The organism is Lysinibacillus sp. OL1 (assembly GCF_004332175.1).
GTDB lineage: Bacteria > Bacillota > Bacilli > Bacillales_A > Planococcaceae > Lysinibacillus > Lysinibacillus capsici.
Genome location: NZ_SJDS01000006.1, coordinates 220454 through 242789, shown reverse-complemented (window position 1 = coordinate 242789; position 22336 = coordinate 220454). Strand labels below are relative to the sequence as shown.

Genomic DNA, 22336 nt, shown 5'->3' with positions numbered 1-22336 from the left:
TAGAATCACTCCATCTAGTTTTTTCTTATTATTACTTTCTATCATTTATTTCGCAAATTAACAACATTACTATAGTAATAAATGTGACTAAACAATATCTGAACATAAATAGACGTCATAAAAAATACATAGTTTCTCATCAATTTAACTACAAATAAAAAAGAGTACCTAAGTCGTTAAACTTATGTACCCTTTTATAAAATTTCTAATTCTTATTTTACCGGTACTACTGCACCTTTCCACTCTTCTAAAATGAAGTCTTGGATTTCTTTAGATGTTAATACTTCTAATAATTTTTTAATTTCAGGTTTTGTTTCATCACCTGCACGTACAGCGATGATGTTAACATATGGAGATTCTTTATCTTCAAGAGAAATAGCATCTTCAATTGGGTTTAAACCGTTATCGATGGCAAAGTTAGAATTGATAAGTACTGCATCGCCTTCATCATTTTCGTACATTTGTACAAGCATTTCTGGTGCAGTATTTGCATCAAATTTAAAGTTTTTAGGATTTTCTTCAATGTCCTTTAATTCTGCTGCTGTTTTATCAATGCCTTCTTTTAATTTAATTAAGCCTTTAGCCTCTAACAATGACAGCATACGACCATGGTCAGATACTGAGTTAGAAAGTAAAATTGTTGCGCCTTCAGGCAGGTCTTCTAACGTTTTATATTTTTTAGAGTAAATACCGATTGGTTCAATGTGAACGCCACCTGCATTAACGAAATCATAGCCATTGTCTTTAATTTGTAGCTCTAAGTAAGGAATATGCTGGAAATAGTTTGCATCAATATCTTTTGACTCTAAATCTTGGTTTGGTAAAACATAATCTGTATATGTTTCAATTTCAAGATCAATACCTTCTTTAGCTAAGATCGGTTTTGCTTTGTCTAAAATAACTGCGTGTGGTGTATTAGAAGCACCTACTTTTAATGTTACGTTTTCTTTACTATCTGTTTGATCGCCAGATGCTGATTTTTCATCTTCTTTTTTATCTGTACCGCAAGCTGCTAATGCTAGTACAAGTATTGATAAAAATAATCCTGCTAATAACTTTTTCATTTATGACACTCCCTTTTATTTGTTTTAAATATGTTAGCGGTAAAAACCGGAATAACCTCAATTTCGTGCTAGCGTTTATCAATTTTCTCAGTAATTAAATCACCAATCCATTGAATAATAAATACGACTACTAAGATCAAAATAGTTGCCATTAATGTCACATCTTGGCGATTTCGCTGGAAGCCGTCTAAGAAAGCTAAGTTACCAAGACCACCTGCACCAATAATTCCTGCCATCGCTGTATAACCTACAAGAGCAACAGCCGTTACGGTGATACCAGAAATCAAAGCTGGTAATGATTCAGGAACCAATACTTTCCAAATAATTGTAGAAGTTTTCGCTCCCATTGAACGAGCCGCTTCAATGACACCTTTATCAATTTCACGTAACGCAATTAATACCATACGAGCATAAAACGGTGCTGCACCGATAATTAAAGCAGGTAACGCCGCATTGGCACCACGAATTGTACCTAGTAACAACTTCGTAAATGGAATTAATAAAATAATTAATACGATAAATGGAATGGAACGGAAAATATTAACGAGTGATCCCGTTAAAAAGTTAACGATTTTATTTGCCCATAACTGATTGGGACTAGTTAAAAATAGAACAATACCAATGACTAACCCAAGAATAAATGTCACAACCGTTGATATAGCTGTCATGTATAAAGTTTCATACGTAGCTTGCCACATATTTTCCCAGTCTACATTCGGAAAGAGATTAGTTAGCATTTTCAATCACCTCCGTCTGTACTTCCACTGTATTTAAATAACGAAGGGCTTCAGTGACGTTTTTCTGAGAGCCATCAATTTGCACAATCAATGTACCATATGCACCATTTTTTGTTTGTGAAATATTTCCGTGAACAATACTTACTTCTACATCAAATTGTTTCACAAGATGTGAGATGACTGGCTGTTCTGTTTTTTCACCAACAAAAATAAGTTTGACAAGTTGTCCAGTTGGATAGTTTGTTTTAATTTGTGCTACCGTATCCTGTGTTTCCTTAGTGTCTGTAATTTGAGATACAAACTTCTTAGTAATAGCCGCCTGTGGGGCTTGGAAGACTTGCAATACCTCACCACGTTCCACAATTTCGCCTGCCTCCATCACTGCTACACGATGACAAATTTTGCGAATGACATGCATTTCGTGGGTAATCAGGACGATAGTTAAGCCTAAGCGTTCATTTATATCAACGAGTAAATCAAGAATAGCATCCGTTGTTTCAGGATCGAGTGCCGATGTCGCCTCATCACATAGTAAAACCTCTGGATTATTCGCTAATGCACGTGCAATTCCTACACGCTGCTTTTGTCCACCAGAAAGCTGGGATGGATATGCCTTATCGCGCCCTTCTAAGCCTACAAGGGCAATTAATTCCTTCACACGTGCTTCACGTTGAGCCTTTGGGAAGCCTGCGATTTCTAAAGGGAATGCAATATTTTCGGCAACTGTTCTAGACCAAAGTAAATTGAAATGCTGGAAAATCATACTTACCTTTTGTCTAGCCGCTCTAAGCTTTTGCCCTTTTATCGATGAAAATTCTTGATTGTTCACCGTTACTGTTCCTGCTGTCGGTTTCTCTAAACCGTTTAATAAACGAATCATGGTACTTTTACCAGCACCACTATAGCCAATAATGCCAAAAATTTCACCTTTATTAATAGTAAGGTTGACGTCTTTGACTGCCGTTAATTCGCCATTTGCTGTTTTGTATTTCTTTGTAATATTTTGAAGCTGGATCATAGCGAATACTCCTTTTCTCATATAGAAAACCCCTTCACTCACAGACAAGTAGAAGGGGTCACGTATAATACGTTAAACCGTTCTCTCATCTTTCAAAGAAAAATCTTTGGGTGATTTGGCACCTTTTCACATTGTGATGGTTGCCGGGCTTCATAGGGCACTTCCCTCCGCCACTCTTCATAAGAGTTCGATATATTTAATGTTTTAGTAATATATTTGATACTTTACCACGCTAGTAAAGTTCAGTCAATTGATTTTTTTAACAATTCATATAAAAATGGTACGGATTGAAAAGCATAAATCTTTTCTGTCACTTTTCCGCCATCACTGATGAGTAGACATGGAACACTTTCAATTTGATGCTCATAAGCAATGTGTTCCAAAAAGTTGATATTTGCTTTACCAATTTGTAGCTGTGGCAGTAATTGTTCAATAATGGACATCATTTTAGATGCCACTGCACATGTTCCACACATCGGTGTATATAAATAAAATGCAGTTTTCTCTCCTGACTGTTTAGCCGCTTCCCACTGCTCTGTTGACCATTCTTCCATTTACTCACGCAACCTTACAAAATATATTCATTATGGATTGAAAAATGTGCTCGCAGTAAAATCATCGCTAGCACTTTTCTTGGTGTCGTTTCTACTTCCTTATATGTTGGCATTGTGCGCAGATGCTCAGCTTCTGGATAATGTCTGTCCATTAATGCACGTAGCTTATCGCCAGAAGTATCTGCATCAAAAAAAGTAAATAGCTCACAGCCCTCATAGGGATCCAGTAGTTCTTCTAATTGATGCACACCAATTGTACCATTCGTACATAGTATTGTAACATTCTCATTCAAAATAGGCTCAATTTGTAGCTTATCTGAGCGTCCTTCTACTATCAAGCATTTTCCCTCGAACATTACGCCACCTCCATTTAGAGATCCCCACTTATAAGTCATTATATAACAAAAAACGCCGGTAGTTTCCGACGTTTTTCGATTATAGCTTGTCTTATTCAGCGATCATTTCTTCGTATTGCTCTGCTGTCATTAGTTTCTCAACTTCTGATGCGTCAGCAGGCTCAACAACGATCATCCATGCTTTTTCATATGGTGATTCATTAACGAATTCTGGGCTATCTTCTAAATCTGCATTTACTTCCACTACAGTACCTGAGATTGGTGCATATAATTCAGAAACAGTTTTTACTGATTCTACGCTACCGAATGGATCATCTGTTTTGATTTCGTCGCCAACTTGTGGAAGCTCAACGAATACGATATCTCCTAATTCAGATTGTGCGAAGTGAGTAATACCAATACGTACTTTTCCATCTTCTACTTTTACCCATTCATGTTCTTCAGAGTATCGTAAGTCTTTAGGTGTGCTCATGCAAAAAACCCCTCCATAAATATGTAATATATTCACTTTCAGTGTGCCATACTTCTCCTATAAATACAAGGTTTAATACGGTTATTTCCAAGCTTGCTCAAAATCTACTTCTTTAAAACCTAAAGTAACTTTTTTTCCATCTGTCACGATGGGACGTTTCATTAACATGCCATCTGAAGCAAGTAGCTCAAGCTGCTCATCCTCCGTCATTTCCGCTAACTTGTCCTTTAAGCCAAGCTCACGATATTTCATGCCTGAGGTATTAAAAAATTTCTTCAAAGGCTGTCCACTAGCTTGCCAAATAGCTGTTAATTCTTCTTTAGTGGGAGGTTGCTCTGCGATATGTACCTCTTCATAGGCAACCTCATGCTCATTTAACCACTTCTGTGCCTTTTTACATGTTGTACATTTCGGATAATGGAAAAATTGAATCGTCATTACAATGCTCCTCTTCTGTCTTTTTCTGTAGTATACCATCATAGTTGTTTTCAATGGTGAACTTCACTCTTTTTTGTAAGTTTATCCACCAGTTGTGCAAATTTATCCGCTCCTTTTACGATTATCCATCTCATATAAAAAAACCTAGCTATCTTTTGCAGATAGCTAGGTTAAATTTGCACTATTATACAATATATTTTTCAGCATCAATTAATTTAACGGAAGCCTCACGCTTCTTCGCAATTAAATTGTATGGATTATTACGTGTTAGCTTACGCAGTGCAGATAATGTCATACGGGCTGCATCGCCATCCGCTGAAGCAAGAATTGTGTCTTTTGCTTCTTTTTCGATTTCTGAGAATGCTTCTTGGCAGAAAATTTGTGTGTATAGCAATTTTTGATGTGCTTTTTCAGCACCGTCACGAGCAATTGCTTTTTCTGTACGTAAGACAGCTGATTCCATTGCAAATAATTGGTTAGCTATATTCGCAATGTTTACCAATACTTCTTGCTCTTGATCAAGCTTTGCACCAAAGCGTTGTGCTGCTAATCCTGCAGCTAATACAGCAATCTTCTTGGCATTTTTCACTAAATATTTTTCTTGTGCTAACGGCTCTGTACCGATATCTTCTGGCATTAGCATAAGCAGCTCTTGCTGTAAATTTTGGGCAACTTGTAATAATGGTAGCTCACCTTTTAGCGCCTTTTTCATAAATGTGCCAGGTACAATCATGCGGTTAATTTCGTTTGTACCTTCAAAAATTCGATTAATTCGAGAATCACGGTAAATACGCTCTACCTCATATTCAGCCATAAAGCCATAACCGCCATGAAGTTGGACAGCTTCATCAGCAATATAGTCTAAAGTTTCTGAACCGAATACTTTAGCAATAGAGCATTCAATGGCATATTCAGCAATCGCTCCTGCAATTACTTTACCTTGCTTTTGCTCTTCTAGGCTTAATTGGCTTAAACGATCCTCAAATAGACCCACAGTACGATAGTTTAATGATTCTGAAGCATACAATTGAGAAGCCATCGTTGATAATTTCTCTTTTGTCAGATTGAAATCAGAAAGCTTTGTCTTAAATTGCTGACGTTGGTTTGTATACTGAATAGCTAACTCCAATGCACGTTTCGATCCGCCAATTGTGCCCACGCCTAGTTTATAACGACCAATGTTTAAAATATTGAACGCAATAATATGACCACGACCAATTTCACCTAATAGATTTTCTACAGGTACTTCCGCATCTTCCAATACTAATGTACGCGTTGATGATGATTTAATCCCCATTTTCTTTTCTTCAGGACCAACTGAAACACCATTGTAGGCACGTTCTACGATAAAGGCGGAGAATTTATCGCCATCAATTTTTGCGTAGACCACAAATACATCAGCAAAGCCTGCATTCGTAATCCACTGTTTTTCACCATTTAAAATATAATGTGTTCCAGCTTCATTTAATTTTGCAGTCGTTTTTGCACCTAGAGCATCTGAACCTGAACCTGGCTCTGTTAATGCATAGGCAGCGATTAATTCACCTGAAGCAAGCTTAGGTAAATATTTTCTCTTTTGATCTTCATTACCGAATAGAACAATTGGTAATGACCCAATACCAACGTGAGCACCATGTGTGATAGAGAAACCACCTGCAACAGACATTTTTTCAGCGATTAAAGCTGAAGAAACTTTGTCTAATCCTAGCCCTTCGTATTCTTCAGGCACATCTGCTCCAAGTAAGCCTAATTCGCCTGCACTTTTTAGGAGACGCACTGAATGCTCAAATTCATGGTGCTCTAAATTTTCCACTACTGGTAAAACTTCATTTGTAACGTATTCCTCTGTTGTTTTAGCAATCATTTTATGCTCGTCAGTGAAATCTTCCGGTGTAAATACACGATCTAATTCCACATCTTCAATAAGAAATCCGCCGCCTTTAATGAAATCAGTTGTTTTTTCAGTCATGATTAATTCCTCCCAATATATCTTTTTGTTAGTTGATTCCCCTAATGATCATGTATAGAAAAGCTTGACGTATACAATGTTCGGAGGCAACCGTAAACAGTACACCTCAAGCTGATCTAGCAAAAATTATAGAATTTCAAATACGCCAGCAGCACCCATGCCGCCACCAATACACATTGTCACTACACCATATTTCTTCCCTTGACGCTTCAATTCATGAATTAGCTTTAATGTTAAAATAGCTCCCGTTGCGCCTAGAGGATGACCTAATGCAATCGCTCCACCATTCACATTGACTTTCTCTTGGTCGATGCCTAAATGACGTACCACCTGTAATGACTGTGAAGCAAATGCTTCATTGATTTCCCATAAATCAATATCTTCGATGGATAAACCTGCAATTTCCAACGCTTTTGGCACTGCCACGATAGGCCCGATACCCATTACTTCAGGAGGTACACCGCCAACTGCAAAGCCTAGGAATTTTGCCATTGGTGTCAGTCCTTGCTTGTCAGCCTCTTCACGATCCATTACTAGTACAGCTGCTGCACCATCAGAAGTTTGAGAGGCATTGCCCGCCGTTACACTGCCTTTTACGTGGAAAGCTGGACGTAGTTTGGCTAAACCTTCAACTGATGTACCTGGACGTACACCTTCATCCATACTGAATGTGAATTTTTTCACTTGTGCTTTATTGTTATCGTCTACGTAATGCTGTTCCACTTCAATTGGTACAATTTCATCATTGAATTTACCTTCTTTAATTGCCTTTTCAGCAAGCTCATGCGAGCGAACAGCAAAAGCATCTTGGTCTTCACGACTAACATTATATTGACGAGCTACTTCCTCAGCTGTATGCCCCATGCCCATATAATACTGTGGAGCCGTTTCTGCTAAAGTCGGATTTAAACGTGGTGTATTCCCTACCATCGGCACCATACTCATGGATTCTACACCACCAGCAAGAATAGCCTTTGAGTGTCCTAGCATAATTCGCTCTGCTGCATAAGCAATTGCCTGTAAACCTGATGAGCAAAATCTATTGATTGTCAAAGCAGGCGTTGTATCTGGTAATCCAGCAAGTGCCCCAATACTACGTGCTACATTCATTCCTTGCTCTGCTTCTGGCATTGCACAGCCTAAAATTAAATCATCAATTGGCCCTTCATAGCCTGCTCTTTTCAATGTTTCCTTGACTACAACAGCACCAAAATCATCTGGTCTTACTGTTGCTAAAGAACCTTTTTTTGCTTTTCCAATTGGAGTTCGTGCTCCTGCTACAATAACGGCTTCACGCATCGTATTAATCCCCCTTTGTTTCATGTGCAAGATTGATCTATTTCGTCAATTAGTTACGAAGTGGTTTACCTTTTAACAGCATGTGTTGCATTCTCTGCTGTGATAGCGGATCAGCAACAAGGCTAAGGAATGCCTCACGCTCTAAGTTCAATAAATATTGCTCATCGACTAATGTGCCGTACGGAACCTTTCCACCTGCAATAACATAAGCTAATTTTTTAGCAATTTTTAAATCATGTTCGCTAATAAAGCCTGACTCAAACATTCCTTGCGCACCGATGAGTAATGTACCATAGCCTGATGCACCGACCACTGGCACTTTTGTTGGTACAGGTGGTTGATAGCCCGCTTCATAAAGTGCTAATGCCGCCTGCTTCGCATCATACAATTGATGATCTGGATTAACTGAAATACCATCCGCAAAGTTTAGGAAATTATTTTCACGTGCTTCCTCACCAGATGTTGAAACCTTCGCCATCGCAATTGTTTCAAATACTTTATTAGCAATATGTTGATAGTCTACCTCTACGCCATTTGGTAAGCCCTTTAGGAATTTCTGATAGAGCGCTTTATTTCCGCCACCACCTGGGATTAATCCAACCCCTACTTCCACTAAGCCCATATATGTTTCCATTGTTGCTTGAATATGTGCAGCTGGTAAGCAAACCTCTGCTCCCCCGCCTAATGTCATGGCAAACGGTGCTGCTACAACAGGCTTACGTGAATATTTAATTTTCTGCATAGCATCTTGGAATGCTTTAATGACGAAATCTAGCTCAAATATATTATCATCCTGTGCTTCTACCAAAATCATTCCTAGATTTGCCCCAACACAGAAGTTTTTCCCCTGATTACCGATGACTAAGCCCTTATAGTTAGCCTCTACTTCATCTACCGCAAAGTTAATCATTTGAATAATATCCAAGCCGATTGCATTGGATTGCGAATGGAACTCCAGTAATGCAATTCCATCCCCTAAATCTATTAAACTAGCACCTGTGTTTGATTTAATCACACCATGCTTTTTCTTATAACTTTTTAAATTAATCTCTTTTTCATTGACTGGCACTTTCACATATTGTGATCCATTATAGTAAGCTAAATCTCCGTCTAATTCTGTATAGAATGTCTCCACGCCATTTGCTAACATCTCTTTGACAAAAGCAGGTACCTCTCGGCCCTCAGCCTCCATTTTCGCCACAGAATCTTTTACGCCTATAGCATCCCAAATCTCAAATGGCCCTTGTTGCCAGCCGAATCCCCATTTCATCGCGTTATCAATGGCTACGATATCATCTGCAATCTCCCCATGTAGCTGTGCAGAATAAAGGAGCGTTGGTGCAAAAATCCCCCATAATAGCTCGCCTGTACGATCCTTTGCATAGGTTAACGCCTTCACTTTATTGGCCAATCCACGAGTTTGTTTTGCCATTTCGATAGAAGGTGTTTTTAATTTTTTGGCTGGACTATACGTTAAGGTTGCTGGATCAATCTCATGTATCTCTTTTCCTTGTTTTAAGAAGAAACCTTGACCCGATTTTGCTCCTAACCAACCGTTTGTGACCATTTTTTGTAAAAATTCAGGTACTGCAAATACTTGCTGCTCCTCACCTGTTGTTTGATCGTAAACATTTTTCGCTACATGAATGAATGTATCTAAACCAACTACATCTAGCGTACGGAAAGTTGCAGACTTTGGACGGCCGATAAGCGGACCTGTTACAGAGTCTACCTCACCAACAGAGTAACCACCTTTTAACATTTCCTGTAAAGTGATAAGTAAACCATATGTTCCGATGCGGTTGGCAATAAAGTTTGGTGTATCTTTTGCAAGTACAACTCCTTTACCAAGCACATCTTCCCCAAACATTTTCATGAAGCTAACTACTTCAGGTGCAGTTGTATTGGCAGGAATCACTTCTAATAACTTTAAATAGCGAGGTGGGTTGAAAAAATGTGTGCCAAGAAAATGCTTTTGAAAATCATCTGAACGTCCCTCTGCCATCGCATTAATGCTAATACCAGATGTATTTGAACTAATGATTGTTCCTGGTGAACGAACCGCATCAATTTTTTCATAAAGACTTTGTTTAATTGGTAAATTTTCTACAACAACCTCAATAATCCAATCTACATCTTTTAGTTTCCCTAAATCATCCTCAAAGTTGCCAACTGATAGTAGTGATAAATTTTTCTTAGAAGTAAGTGGTGCTGGCTTTTGCTTTAATAACTTTTGCAAAGCTCCGTTTACAATACGATTTCTAACAGCTGGATGCTCTAAAGAAAGGCCTTTTGCTTCTTCCTCTTGCGTCAGTTCCTTCGGTGCTATATCCAATAGTAATGTTGGTATACCGATATTTGCTAAATGTGCTGCAATTCCAGAGCCCATCACCCCAGAACCTAGAACAGCTGCTTTTTTAATGTTGTAAGTCACAAGCAATTCCCCCTTATTCTCCCATTGAATGAATAGCCATTCATTTTTTGGCCAAAAAAATATCAAGTGTTCCTTAGTGAATTTTTTGTCCTTTTGTTGAATGAAATTCCCTCCACTCAACCAAGCACGACTAAGGTTTATCTTCGCTCCAAAATGACACTTCTCAATGAATGAAGATAAAACTACTTTTCTGTTTTTAGTGTAGATTATTTTGTCTAATTTAGCAATCTTTTTTCAAGAATTATTTTTGCAGTATACATCTTTTTTTGTTTTTAACGAGCTAAAAGAGGACAAGAGGTAGCGATTGAAACGGCCAAACAGAAAACTTTCAGATTGCGAGAAAAATGTGTAGAATGGAAAGCAAGGAGAGTGAATACTTAATGAAAACTATTACTACTGCAGAACAATTTAACGAATTAATCGCTGGCGACCAAAAAGTTTTAGTGAAATTTTATGCTGGCTGGTGCCCTGATTGCACACGTATGAATATGTTTATCGATCCAATCATTGAAGAGTACAACCAATATGATTGGTATGAGCTAAACCGAGACGAGCTTCCAGAAATCGCTGATAAGTACGATGTTATGGGAATTCCAAGTCTATTGATTTTCCAAAATGGTGAAAAACTTGCACACTTACATAGTGCAAATGCAAAAACACCTCAACAAGTAACAGAATTTTTATCTGCTCAACAATAATGGCGAGAGAGCTGCATTTCTTCTTGAAATGCAGCTCTTTTTGAAAGGAGTTTATTATGCGTCAACAATTGGCACTACGAGGGGCTTCACAATATGAGATTTCCATTGCACCAAGCTATCGCAATTCTGCCTGTGGACCTACTACGATTCATGTCATCTTAAAATTTTTAAATGAGTCAACTCCTTCCATTAATGAGCTATATAAACTGCTTGGTGGTACAAAAATTGGCTTATTCAAATGGAGACTGATTCACAATCTTCGTCAATTGCTTCCAACGTGGGATATTCGAACTTGTTCATTAAAGGAAGCTCTACAGGAAATTGACGCAGGTCGACCAGTTGCTATGCGTTTTGATCGTTATTTAAGCCTTCAGTGGCGAGATAAAAAATCTACCTTTGCTTATCATTGGGTACCGCTTATTGGGTATGAGATAAAAAATGATGAGCTATGGCTAATATTTCATGATAATGGTGGCCCACAACGTGATAGTCAAATTCGTCAGGCTCTCTATAAAGACAACGAAAAGGTATTATCCTTCGTGAAAATGGTTCCTTACTAGAGCAAAGATCAATTAGCCTTCTATTTGATCTTTATTCTTTTCCTTACAATAAAAAAAGCAGAGCATATGACTATACTCTGCGATGATTGATTAAATAAGCGAATATAAAGAACGGGCATGCTTGGCAATTAGCGTGTAGCCATGCTCTTCTATTGCTTTAAAAATATGTGGTTCATACGTTGGTACCACAAGACTCGTAAAATCAGCATCAATTGGTACATTGGTTTGAATTGTTGCAAGCTCATGTGATAGCTGCAACATTTCTAAATTATCTTGGATTTTTGTTCTTTGGCCTGGCTTCAATTCACCAATCGATGCCAGTATTTTGTCTATTGAGCCATATGTTTGAATAAGCGCTAACGCTTGTTTAGGGCCAATCCCTTTCACACCTGGATAGCCATCACTTGAATCACCCATAAAGGCTTTCACCTGTGCAAACTGTGAAGGTTCAATACAATATTCTTCTTTAAAGCGAGCATGTGTATAAATATCGTATTCTGTATAGCCCTTTTTCATAAACGCAATTTCTGTAGATGGCCTTAAAAGCTGAAGTAAATCCTTATCACCACTAATGACCGTAATGTCTGCCTCGTCCTGCCATTTCGTTATCATGGAGCCAATTAAATCATCTGCCTCCATGCCCTTCACCCCGAAATTTTGCCAGCCCATTTGCTGCGATAAATTTTTCGCCATATCAAATTGTGGTAGCATTTCCTCTGGAGGTGCTGGGCGATTCGCTTTATAACCATCAAATAAATCATTGCGGAATGTATGTGCGCCCATATCCCAGCAAACAGCCATATGTGTTGGCTTCATAATAGTTTGTGCTGTTAGAACATGTCGCACAAATCCTTGGGCTCCATTCGTTGGTGTTCCATCTGCCAAGCGAATAAAATGCCCCATGGCAGCCGAAGCGAAAAAAGAACGGAATAACAGTGCCATACCGTCGACAATCAATAATCTTGGTTTTGTTGTCATCATAAATTTCCTCTCTATTACAATACAAAGTTTGTATTTATTTATTGTTTTCTACTTAAACATTATAGCAAACTTTTAACAATCAGCATTGTTAATACTCGGAAATACACTTGCTTTACAACATAACCTTTCCTTTTTTCGAGATACGATTGCGATGATCTAGCTGAATGCCTGTTAACCATTGTAAAAATGCGGTTACACCGATTTTAACAGTTTCTGGACGTAGTATACCTTCTTTAGGATCAGCATAAACAAAATCAATATGACGCACACCCTCATTTTCACCAATAAGCTTGAGGATATCAAATAACTCATAAGCCGTTAAACCACCAGGTGATGCTGCAGGAACATCACAGGCAAATACAATATCAAGTGCATCTAAATCCACTGACACATAAATGCGATCTACTTCATACATAAGCTGACGCAGCATTTCACGTATCGTGAGTTGAATACCGTCACGTCGCATTTGCTTTAACGTAATCATATGGATGCCTTGTTCTTTAGCATAATGAATCATTTCGGGTGAATTGAAGAAGCCATGCAAACCGACATTATAGACATGTCTCCCCTCCACAACCCCTGCTGCAATTAACTGATGAATTGGAGAATCTTGCGCTAAACCAATTTCCTCTTGGTTCCTTGCATCTAAATGCGTATCAATCTGAATGATGCCAATGCGATCCTGTGGGAAAGCATTTTTTATACCTTTTATGGAGTGCGCGGTAATAGTATGATCTCCCCCAATCAAACAAGTAAAACTTTTTTGAAAGGCTATACTTAAATTTTCCGCAGCAGCCTCGATGGCAGATTCAGAAAGCATTCGATCATTTTCTAGAATCGCCACATCCCCGATATCCGCAACTGAAAGGGCACGTAAATTCACCTGCTCATCTAAATTATACGATTGAAAACCTGGCCAAGCCTTACGAAAGGCTGTTGGGTATTGCGCTTTTGACGACGCACCATTGGGATATGATAAAAGAGCGCCATATACGACAATATCCACCTCATTCGGATTCGGATTTGTTTGCTGCTTTATCCACTGATGCATCGCTGATCCATTTTCCTGCTTCCATTGGCATTCTGATTGTATAAACATATTCATCTACCACCTTCTTCTCTTTTCCATTCAAGTTCAATTGACCTAAATCAATTGGTGCTCCCCTATAAATGTCCTAACATATTTTCTTTATAATAATAGTACCATTCGTACAATGATTTTCGTCAAAGATTTTCTTTTTTCCTTTTATATTGAAAATATTCTTTTGATCAAACAAAAAAAGCAAACTTGTAATCAGTTTGCTCAGAAATTGCATGTATTTAGGTTAGGGTTATGTCATTTCTCTGCTTTGTGAGCTGGTTTCAACCTGCTTTTATCAAATACTCTTCAAATAGCGACCGTTATTTTTGACAACACTTAGGTCAACTCTTCGTCCAGAAATCCCTCTTATCAAGCAGAGTCCCCTTCCATTTCGACTACTTTTGCTGTTTCGAATGGCTTTCGCAAAGTTCTGCTACCTCATACATGGAATAGCTTTGAAAATTATATTGGCTACGCAGTTCTTGATGATAACTTAATAGTTCTTCTAGCATCGCCAAATTCTTATCAATATGCTTGCCAAAATTATGAGGATGCCACCATAAATGATAAAAGGCTTGTGCCTGTGCAGCCTTGAGCATACCTTCCTTTATTCGCTTTACTTTTAAATTTTCGAATATACGCAATGGACTACAGTATGGCCTTAAAAAAGCACTTGATCGAATATTAATCAGTTGCTCCTCTTGCATTTCTTCCAGGGTGGCGAAATGATGACCAGTTATATTCCAATAGCTATCTAACCACTTCTTAGCACCTAAAAGTCTTCCCTTTTTCGTAAACTTTTGTGCATCATATAGCACATGATTTTCGGTGCCTCTATAGCAAACATACCCCGCTTCTAGGCATGCTTTTAAATAGTCTTTGTTTACTTGATTACGAGGAAAGACTATGGATTTCATGGGCGCAGTATAACCGTCACTAATTGTTTTGGTTGCATGTAAATCTGCACAAAAGGCAGCTTCTGTTTGGCCCTTCTCCAAGCAATAAAAATGAGAAAAGGTATGACTTCCTATTTCCTGATGTGGTGTACGTTTAATTTCCTCTATTAAAGATTTACCAAAATGCAGTAGATCCTCTTGTTCATTTTCGCCAACTTTTGCTAGCTGTGTATGTGCTGCAAAGCGCATATTTTCATATTTCACAGGGATACCTCGCAAATAATGAGCCATTTCTGCCTTTGATTCAGCAAACAATAATCCAACTGTAGCCCAAGTTGCATGGATGTCATATTGCTCAAATAACGCTAATATCCTGGGCAAGGCTTTACGGACACCATATAGGTTTTTATTGTATTGGCCATAACGAAATACGTCATGGACACCCCAATTCAGCTCAAAATCTAATGAAATAACGAGACCCCCACCATTCATGTTGCTACTTCCTCCATTTTTGCACACCTAATAGTAGTGCACGTATTTTTGATTGGATAATGTAGCCTGAGTAAACATGAACAACCTGGCCACCAAAGCTTAATTTAAAGGCTCGTACATTTCGATTGTCCGTTAATTCTCCCATATCATATAAGTCAAAACCTTGCTCCTTTAGGTGTAGCAGGTTATGCCAAATTAAAAACCGATTTGCATAACGGAAAGGTCGTTTTAATTGTGCAGGTAATGCGGTTGCATGACACGTTGCCTCGAAATAAGACATCGCTTTTTTCTCATGCACAATATCTAATCGATAACATAATGTCTGTCCACAAAAACTCTGGATCTCCGATAATAATAAGGCGCCCTGTTCATTAAGGAGCAGAATGGTTTCCATTTGCGACTTGCCGATTGCTTCAATTTTTTTTCTTTTGGCAAACTGATTGTAAAATTGCTGAAAGGCTTTCAAATTTTCTATGGATGGCTCTTTATACAAAATGACTTGATAGGATTCTTTTTGGGCACGTCGTAAGATTTTACGATTACCTTCAGACAGTGCTAAATACAATGAAAGCTCATGCTCTTGCAAATAAATGTGGATCGTTTCGCTTTTTACAAGCTTCCGACTTGGTACTAATGAATGCGTATAGCCTACAACTTTCATAGACTTTCGAAAATTGGCTGGCTTTTCGAGAAAATAAAAATGCTGCATTGCGATATTCCATCGCTTACTTTTAATGGACAGAATGTACATCGCCCCCACTCTCTGTATTTTTTTCTACACGGTGTCGCTCAAAACGAGCAATTTTATAATGTTTCATTCGAGAAATAGGTTTATAGCCTAGCTGTACTAAGCGCTTGCGCTTGCGCCATTGCCAAAAACTTACCGTTACCCACAATGTTTGTGCTGGTTTTATTTTCCGTAAAAAAGCTGTAATAATATCGATTTGTTTGAAAACATCATAGGCTAAAAAATAGGTTTGTTTCGGTAAGGCTTCTACAATTTGCATTGAATCCACCCGCCAGTTTGTAGCATGTAATGCAAACGCAAGCTTATTCGTTTCCGCAAAGGAGTCTTTATAAATCGTATAGCCCTTATAAAGGAGGGCCATGACTTCTTCCTGATCAAGCTGCATCGCTTCCTGAATCGACATTTCTTCAAATAAGTTTCCAACAGGTTGCTGTGGTGATATGTCCTCTGATGGGGATAATTCATACAGCTCCACTTGTTTCAAACGAATAAATTTTTCTACGAATTGTTGTCCATATTCTAGCCAATCTTTTACCTTTCCATACTTTACTAAGTATCGTAAATGGCCCAGTGTGTTACGCTTCCAATCTACGACTCGTTGGTTCCCTTTCATAAATTCTTTGAGCCTTTGCTTTAACGATAAAAAACCTGCCAGTAGATTTGTACGTTTCGTACCGCTGCTAGCAAGCATCTGTCTTGTAAAATCAATGTCTGAGCGCCAATCAAATTTATAAGACTCATAGCCTATGCTCATATCATATAAGCGATAGTTAGCAGTAAACGTTCGCTGGATGGCTTCCTGAGTGACTATCCGACCAGCACCAAATAAATTAAAAGTTGGCTCATGTGCAAGGGCATAGGTTACATAGCGGCCACGACAGCATAATCCATAGGTAAAAGCAATCCACTGGTTTTCAAAGACAAGTGCATCGACCTCTACCTGTAACGCCTCACCTTTAAGCATCGTTAAACGCTCAAAAAAATCTCTTTTCTTGCCTTTTGTAAAGCCACTTGTATCTAGTTTTTTTGCCCATCGCCGATCAAATAATCGAAACATTTGCCAAAGCTCGTCCTGTGAAGGCTCACGTCTTTCTAAGGAGCCTAAATTTCTTAGTTTTCGTTCTCGTCGATCAACGCCATGCATTTTTCGACGTTGATTGAAATGGCGCTGAAAATCTATTTCTGAAAAAGCAAGATAGGGTGTCACAACTCGGAATAGGCTTGTTCGTAATTGTCGTTCTACAAAGTATTGCTCTAAGATTTTAGTAGACACCTTACTTTCTAATAACCCATGCAAGGAAAAAAGAATATGCCGATGCTTTTTAATTAGCTCATCAAACACAAAGGTTGTAACTTGCTGTAACCATTCCTTTTTAGCCACAACCTCTGTATAATTGGCGATGTTTTCACCCGCAAAAGTATACACTCTTATCCCCCAACAAATAGACACTGTAAAAGGAAAAAAAGCCCTAATTGTCCCATCATGCTCAATAGCATAAAGCTCTACCCGCTCTTTCCGACCTACAATTTGCCACCAATTATAAAACCACGCAAATTCTATAAATGGATTATCATTGTTCTCTTCTTCTAAAATGGCATCCCAAATTTCCTTGTACCACATAAGCTCATCATCAGTTCTAATGCGAATTAATTGCAATTTAATCCCCTTTCTTCACTAATTCTGAAACAGCCTGTTGATAAACCATTAATGTTTTTTGATACATGGGAATGAAGGTGAAGTACTGTAAATAACGCTGCTCACTTGCCGTCCCCATGTCCCCTCTTAAAGGAGCATCCATTAATAATTGATGCAGCCTCCTCTTCAATAATTCATTATTCTCTCGCTCCACTAAAAACCCATTGTCATGATCATTAATAAGTTCCTTCACACCACCTACATTTGTTGCGATAATAGGAAGTCCTACACGCATCGCTTCAATAATCGAAATCGGCAAGCCTTCCCAATCTGATAACAGAACAAATAGGTGGCATTTCTCAAGATAAGAATGAACGTCTAATTGATTACCTAAAAATGTTACACGATTTGATAAACCATTTTGTTCAACGAAATGTTCTAGAGCTGGACGCAGAGAACCATCCCCAATCAATTGAAGGTGCCAAGGGATATCCGTCAGTTCCGCTAAAGTCTTTAACAAGACATCTTGTCTTTTAGGCACTTCAAAACGAGCAACCATGACAATGACTGGCTGCTCCATGCATATCTTTTCAGTTTCCTTCTTTCTCTCTATAGGGTCAATGCCGTTGTGAATAGTCAACAATTTATGAGCAGGAGCGACCTTTTTCAGTAGTGCTAGTTCCCGATCATATTCAGACACCGTAATAATTTTTGTCGTAAATGGCTGAATGGATCTTTCCATCCGTTGATAGAACCGCTTTTTCTTGTAAGGAACGCCTTCTGTAAAGCTCCAGCTATGTGCCGTAAAAATAGTTGGAATCTGTAACAACCTACCAACTACGCGTCCAATCACACCAGCCTTAGAGGAGTGGGTGGCTATAACGTCTGGTTGTAGATGTTTGAAAACGGCTCTTAATTGCCAAAATGCTTGAAAATCTTTTGCCAGATGAATAGCCCGTTGAAGAGCAGATATACTGATAACAGGAATTTTATGCTGTTGTAAGTGCCACAGTGATGGTTGATAGGAGCCCGTCACTATTGTGACATCATGCCCATCCTGTTTTAAGTGGATAGCAAGTGCCTCCACATGTTTTTGCGCACCTCCAACTTTATCCATTCGTGTAATAAGCTGAACGATCTTCAGTATGGCCACTCCTTATTTTTTAATAAGCACCTGTGCGTGCAACTACAACATAAATTGTCTTCAACAAAATTTGGACATCCAACCAAAAGGAATAATGATCAACGTATTCAATGTCATATGATATTTTTTGTCCATGTGAAATATTCGACCTACCATTAATTTGAGCGAGGCCTGTTAATCCTGGCTTTACCTCCAAACGCCGAGCCTGTAAGGAATTATATGCATTCGTGATCGTTGGTACCTCAGGACGTGGACCTACAATGCTCATATCACCTTTTAACACATTTAAAAGTTGTGGAATTTCATCAATACTGAGTTTTCGAAGAATAGCGCCCACTTTTGTGATGCGTGTATCTTGCTCTGTTTTAAAATAATAATCATCAGGGATACCATCAGCACAAATAGTCGGCATATTGACTGGGACTGCCTGAATACACATTGTTCGTAGCTTCCAAATCACAAAGCGGTGATGATCGAGGCCAGTTCGGATTTGTTTAAAAAAAATGGGGCGCCCTGTCGTTATGAGTAAAATGAGAAATATAGCTAGCATTAGAGGGATCGTTATAAAAAGCAAAAATAACGCCCCAATAATATCGAATATTCTTTTGCCGTACTGACCATAGAATGTGAGATTCTGAGCTGTATGAACGTGCAATACATCATCCTTTGCATTTTTTTAGCACTTAACTCTATATATTCATTTTGAACATTTCTAGAACTATTTTAGAAAAAGTGCTTATTTTATGAAAAAAAGAGTTATATCAGCGTTACTTGCTGAATAACTCTTGCTGTCTTATTATATGCTCGCTTCAAAAATATGAACATCACATTCAATCACAACATTACCTTTTAATGCTTTACTGATCATACATGTTTTTTCTGCCTTGTGTGCCAAGCGTAAAAGTTTTTTTTCAAGATGTTCTGTTAGCTCTTGCACAATAATAGTCGGTCTATGCACAATTTTTTCATACGTAAAAATGCCATTTTCTACACTAACAAATCCGTGTGCCTGCATGGATAATTCCAGCACATCTATTTCTGATCTTTCGAATAAAGCAGCTAGTGTAATTAAATAGCAGGTTGCAGCTGCCCCTAAAAGCATTTCATCTGGATTTGTACCAATGCTAGGTCCATTCATTTCCCGAGGAATAGAAATTTGTGTTTGCAAATTACTAGCTTGGATATTTCCTGTACCGTTTCTTCCTCCTGACCAAGTTAAGTCCATTGTAAATTTATGCTGAACCATTCTAGATCCTCCTTTATTTGTGAAGCGAAGAAAAATGCCCGCTTACAAACGTAAGACGAGCATTCCATTTATTCAACTGTTACTGTATTTTTTTCTGTGTCAATATGACGACCTTTCTTAGTCACGGTTTGGTACTCTGCAAGACGGGCGGTCGTCCGCCAATAGTGATAGACAAGTCGATCAATCCACAGCAAAGTCTCCACTTTCGATACGGCTGTCTCTAACTCTACCACATTTTCAACAGTATGCTCAAAATATGCGTTTCGTTTATCACGACGCACCGCAGCCATTTCAGAGGAAGTAACCTCAAGCAAGGTTGCAATCTCAGGTAGACGTTCATCCTCATCAATGATTAGTAATACTTTTTCCAATACCTCTAACCACTTTTGGGTTAATGTCTCCTGTAATTGAAAAGCATTTGGATGTTGCTCACGTAATGCCTTTGACAAACGATATAAGTGATCTAAAGCATGTAAAAGGGCAATATGCTTATACCGTTCTTTTTGAGAGGAAGATTGGATAGCATCCATAAATAAACGTGTTTTTTCGATTGCCTCATCTATTTGAGTCAATCTACTGTCTGTTTCAGCTGTGCGTTTTTTTCCGTGAATAAGAGAAACGAGTACAGTCGTCATTTCCTTAGTAATATCTTGCAATGTATTAAAGGATACCTCTACAGCAACCCCAGGTAGTTTGGCAACACTACTATCTAAATTACGAGTTAAATAATTTCCTTTTTCAGGTATCATTTTTTCAATGGCCTTTGCAAAAGGACGAACAAATGGCACAAAGAGTATCGCACCAATCACACTAAATAATGTATGAAAAACAGCAATGCCCAGTGTTTCATCAAAGCTACCGTTGATGGATTTTGTGACGAATTCTGTAAGAGCAAACATAAACCTTGCACCGAATGTCACTAGTATAGCCGTGACTACATTGAACATAACATGTGTGACAGCTGTTCGTTTTGCAGCTGTTGATGCACCAATCGCAGCAAATAACGCTGTAGCTGTCGTCCCGATATTTTGACCAATGACTAAATAAGCAGCCTGTTCAAAATCAATAGCACCTGCATATAAAGCTGTTAAAGTGGCCGCTATTGCAGCACTAGAAGCCTGCATAATAACCGTCATGATAAGACCCAAAACAATTAAAATTAGCTTGCCACTAATAGAATTTGCACTAAATGCATCGAATGGAATTTTATCTTGTACCGCAGCCATTCCTCCCTGAAGAACATCAATACCTAAAAATAATAAGCCAAAACCAGTCACTAGCCCTCCAATTGCTTTGTAATCACGTGGTGCGAGCAATTGGACAAAAACACCAAGCGCAATAAAAGGCAAGGACATTGTCTGCATATTGATCTTAAAGCCGATCAATGAAATAATCCAACCAGTACTCGTACTCCCGATATTGGCCCCAATAATAACGCCAATCGATTGGACAAATGTGAGAAGTCCAGCACTGACAAAACCTATCGTAATCAAGGTCGTGGCCGTGGAGGATTGTACAAGCATTGTCATAAATGTACCAGATAATACCGAGCTAATAGTCCCCCCAGTAAAACGATTGAGCCATTTTTTTAAGGCATCTCCTGCCAATTCCTTTAAACCGTTTGTTAGCATCGTCATTCCAAGTAAAAATAAACCTATGCCCCCAAGCACATTGATCAACCTATCAACACTCCCTACTAAAATTGTATCTCTATTATGAAAGACTCCTTTTTAAAGGAGCTTTATTCCCCAAACATTCTTAATAGTACCATTATTAAATTTGAGAAAATAGGGATATTTCCCTGCATTGTACAAAATCAACCATTATTTTACGAAAAACAATGTGATAATTTTTATGGTAGAATAGAATAAATAATTCTTTAGGAGATTTTCAAAATGATTTTAACAAAGCAAGAAGCAATACAGGCACTTAAAAAGAACAAATTCATCGGTTTTACTATTACAACGGGTAATATTATTATGAAAAAGATTAATAAAACCGAGTATAATATTTTTGTTTTCGAAGAAGGAAGAGAAAAACCATTACGCTATGTAGGCTCTATCATGAACGTGATGGCGACAATGAGCGATAAAGCTTCTAAGAAAGATTTTGTGATTGTTGAACAACTACCAGCAGGAAACAGTGCTAAAGAAACTCAATCTTCTGAACAAGAAGCAACAACAGAGGAAAAAGTAGCACTAAATGAAGAAAAGCCTTTAGTTGAAGGGCAAGAAGAAAGCCGTGCGATCGCTGGCTATGAAGGCTTATATGAAATGACGACAAGTGGTCGAATTATTACAGTAAGAGAAAACCGCCCATTGGCTCGCTGTAATGATGAATATGGCTTCCATATTGCGCGATTAACAAAGGACGGCAAAGCATCCAGCCATAATGTCTTTGAACTTTGGAAACAGACATTCCCAGAGCTGGAGCACACTCTTTTCAAAGGTGCCCTAAAAGCCAAGTATGGTACAGGCTGTAAGCTAATTGATAAACCTGGTATTCATTTTTAA

The 22336-nt window shown here is 38.3% G+C and carries 22 protein-coding genes and 1 riboswitch; of the genes, 3 read left to right on the top strand and 19 right to left on the bottom strand.

Going from position 1 to position 22336, the window contains the following annotated elements; all coding sequences use genetic code 11:
* Window positions 1-212 precede the first annotated feature (212 nt).
* The 10 genes from EW028_RS13305 to EW028_RS13260 form a co-directional block, all read right to left on the bottom strand.
* Window positions 213-1064: a MetQ/NlpA family ABC transporter substrate-binding protein gene (locus tag EW028_RS13305; RefSeq protein WP_131521213.1), complete on the bottom strand. Its 852-nt coding sequence runs from the start codon at window positions 1062-1064 to the stop codon at window positions 213-215.
* Between the two features lie 68 nt (window positions 1065-1132).
* Window positions 1133-1801 carry a methionine ABC transporter permease gene (locus EW028_RS13300; protein WP_131521212.1) on the bottom strand — a complete coding sequence of 223 codons (669 nt, stop codon included), beginning with the start codon at window positions 1799-1801 and terminating at the stop codon, window positions 1133-1135.
* Complete coding sequence (locus EW028_RS13295) at window positions 1791-2819, bottom strand: methionine ABC transporter ATP-binding protein (RefSeq protein ID WP_131521246.1); 1029 nt, start codon at window positions 2817-2819, stop codon at window positions 1791-1793. Before EW028_RS13295 ends, EW028_RS13300 begins: the two co-directional genes overlap by 11 nt.
* Before the next feature lie 82 nt (window positions 2820-2901).
* Window positions 2902-3005, bottom strand: a riboswitch (SAM riboswitch).
* 56 nt (window positions 3006-3061) lie between these two features.
* Window positions 3062-3373: a thioredoxin family protein gene (locus EW028_RS13290; RefSeq protein WP_036078640.1), complete on the bottom strand. Its 312-nt coding sequence runs from the start codon at window positions 3371-3373 to the stop codon at window positions 3062-3064.
* Window positions 3374-3387: 14 nt separating this feature from the next.
* Window positions 3388-3729, bottom strand: coding sequence for a toprim domain-containing protein (locus tag EW028_RS13285; protein WP_004228229.1), 342 nt, complete (start codon window positions 3727-3729; stop codon window positions 3388-3390).
* 91 nt (window positions 3730-3820) lie between these two features.
* A complete protein-coding gene (gene gcvH, locus EW028_RS13280) occupies window positions 3821-4201 on the bottom strand; it encodes a glycine cleavage system protein GcvH (protein WP_004228227.1) in 381 nt (126 codons plus the stop codon).
* Between the two features lie 81 nt (window positions 4202-4282).
* Window positions 4283-4639 (bottom strand): arsenate reductase family protein, encoded by a 357-nt coding sequence (locus tag EW028_RS13275; RefSeq protein WP_131521211.1) that lies wholly within the window; start codon window positions 4637-4639, stop codon window positions 4283-4285.
* A 184-nt stretch (window positions 4640-4823) separates the two neighbouring features.
* The gene (locus EW028_RS13270) at window positions 4824-6608 is read right to left on the bottom strand and encodes an acyl-CoA dehydrogenase family protein (RefSeq protein ID WP_131521210.1); all 1785 of its coding nucleotides are present in this window, start codon (window positions 6606-6608) and stop codon (window positions 4824-4826) included.
* A 126-nt stretch (window positions 6609-6734) separates the two neighbouring features.
* A complete protein-coding gene (locus EW028_RS13265) occupies window positions 6735-7907 on the bottom strand; it encodes an acetyl-CoA C-acetyltransferase (protein WP_131521209.1) in 1173 nt (390 codons plus the stop codon).
* Between the two features lie 49 nt (window positions 7908-7956).
* Window positions 7957-10341: a 3-hydroxyacyl-CoA dehydrogenase/enoyl-CoA hydratase family protein gene (locus EW028_RS13260; RefSeq protein ID WP_131521208.1), complete on the bottom strand. Its 2385-nt coding sequence runs from the start codon at window positions 10339-10341 to the stop codon at window positions 7957-7959.
* A 353-nt stretch (window positions 10342-10694) separates the two neighbouring features.
* Between EW028_RS13260 and EW028_RS13255 the strand changes: the two genes are divergently transcribed.
* Window positions 10695-11039 (top strand): thioredoxin family protein, encoded by a 345-nt coding sequence (locus EW028_RS13255; protein ID WP_081010969.1) that lies wholly within the window; start codon window positions 10695-10697, stop codon window positions 11037-11039.
* Between the two features lie 56 nt (window positions 11040-11095).
* Window positions 11096-11599: a C39 family peptidase gene (locus EW028_RS13250; RefSeq protein WP_131521207.1), complete on the top strand. Its 504-nt coding sequence runs from the start codon at window positions 11096-11098 to the stop codon at window positions 11597-11599.
* A 90-nt stretch (window positions 11600-11689) separates the two neighbouring features.
* Here EW028_RS13250 and EW028_RS13245 read toward each other — a convergent pair whose 3' ends face one another.
* From EW028_RS13245 to EW028_RS13205, 9 genes are all read right to left on the bottom strand, one after another.
* Window positions 11690-12577, bottom strand: coding sequence for a 5'-3' exonuclease (locus EW028_RS13245; RefSeq protein ID WP_193767380.1), 888 nt, complete (start codon window positions 12575-12577; stop codon window positions 11690-11692).
* A gap of 115 nt (window positions 12578-12692) precedes the next feature.
* On the bottom strand, window positions 12693-13679 hold the full coding sequence (locus EW028_RS13240; protein ID WP_227744942.1) for an agmatinase family protein: 987 nt from the start codon (window positions 13677-13679) through the stop codon (window positions 12693-12695).
* 377 nt (window positions 13680-14056) lie between these two features.
* On the bottom strand, window positions 14057-15049 hold the full coding sequence (locus EW028_RS13235) for a polysaccharide deacetylase family protein (RefSeq protein ID WP_131521204.1): 993 nt from the start codon (window positions 15047-15049) through the stop codon (window positions 14057-14059).
* A 4-nt stretch (window positions 15050-15053) separates the two neighbouring features.
* Entirely contained in the window at window positions 15054-15800 is a 747-nt protein-coding gene (locus tag EW028_RS13230; RefSeq protein WP_227744941.1) for a hypothetical protein, read from the bottom strand.
* A complete protein-coding gene (locus EW028_RS13225) occupies window positions 15781-17454 on the bottom strand; it encodes a GNAT family N-acetyltransferase (protein ID WP_131521203.1) in 1674 nt (557 codons plus the stop codon). The genes EW028_RS13230 and EW028_RS13225 overlap by 20 nt, the downstream gene beginning before the upstream one ends.
* Window position 17455: 1 nt before the next feature.
* Entirely contained in the window at window positions 17456-18550 is a 1095-nt protein-coding gene (locus EW028_RS13220) for a glycosyltransferase family 4 protein (RefSeq protein WP_131521244.1), read from the bottom strand.
* Window positions 18551-18596: 46 nt separating this feature from the next.
* Complete coding sequence (locus tag EW028_RS13215; RefSeq protein WP_131521202.1) at window positions 18597-19232, bottom strand: sugar transferase; 636 nt, start codon at window positions 19230-19232, stop codon at window positions 18597-18599.
* A 141-nt stretch (window positions 19233-19373) separates the two neighbouring features.
* Window positions 19374-19823, bottom strand: a complete 450-nt coding sequence (locus EW028_RS13210) for an SACOL1771 family peroxiredoxin (RefSeq protein ID WP_131521201.1) — start codon at window positions 19821-19823, stop codon at window positions 19374-19376.
* Between the two features lie 68 nt (window positions 19824-19891).
* Window positions 19892-21493 (bottom strand): Na/Pi cotransporter family protein, encoded by a 1602-nt coding sequence (locus tag EW028_RS13205; protein ID WP_227744948.1) that lies wholly within the window; start codon window positions 21491-21493, stop codon window positions 19892-19894.
* A gap of 225 nt (window positions 21494-21718) precedes the next feature.
* Here EW028_RS13205 and EW028_RS13200 point away from each other — a divergent pair, with 225 nt between their 5' ends.
* Entirely contained in the window at window positions 21719-22336 is a 618-nt protein-coding gene (locus EW028_RS13200; protein ID WP_131521199.1) for a 3-ketosteroid-delta-1-dehydrogenase, read from the top strand.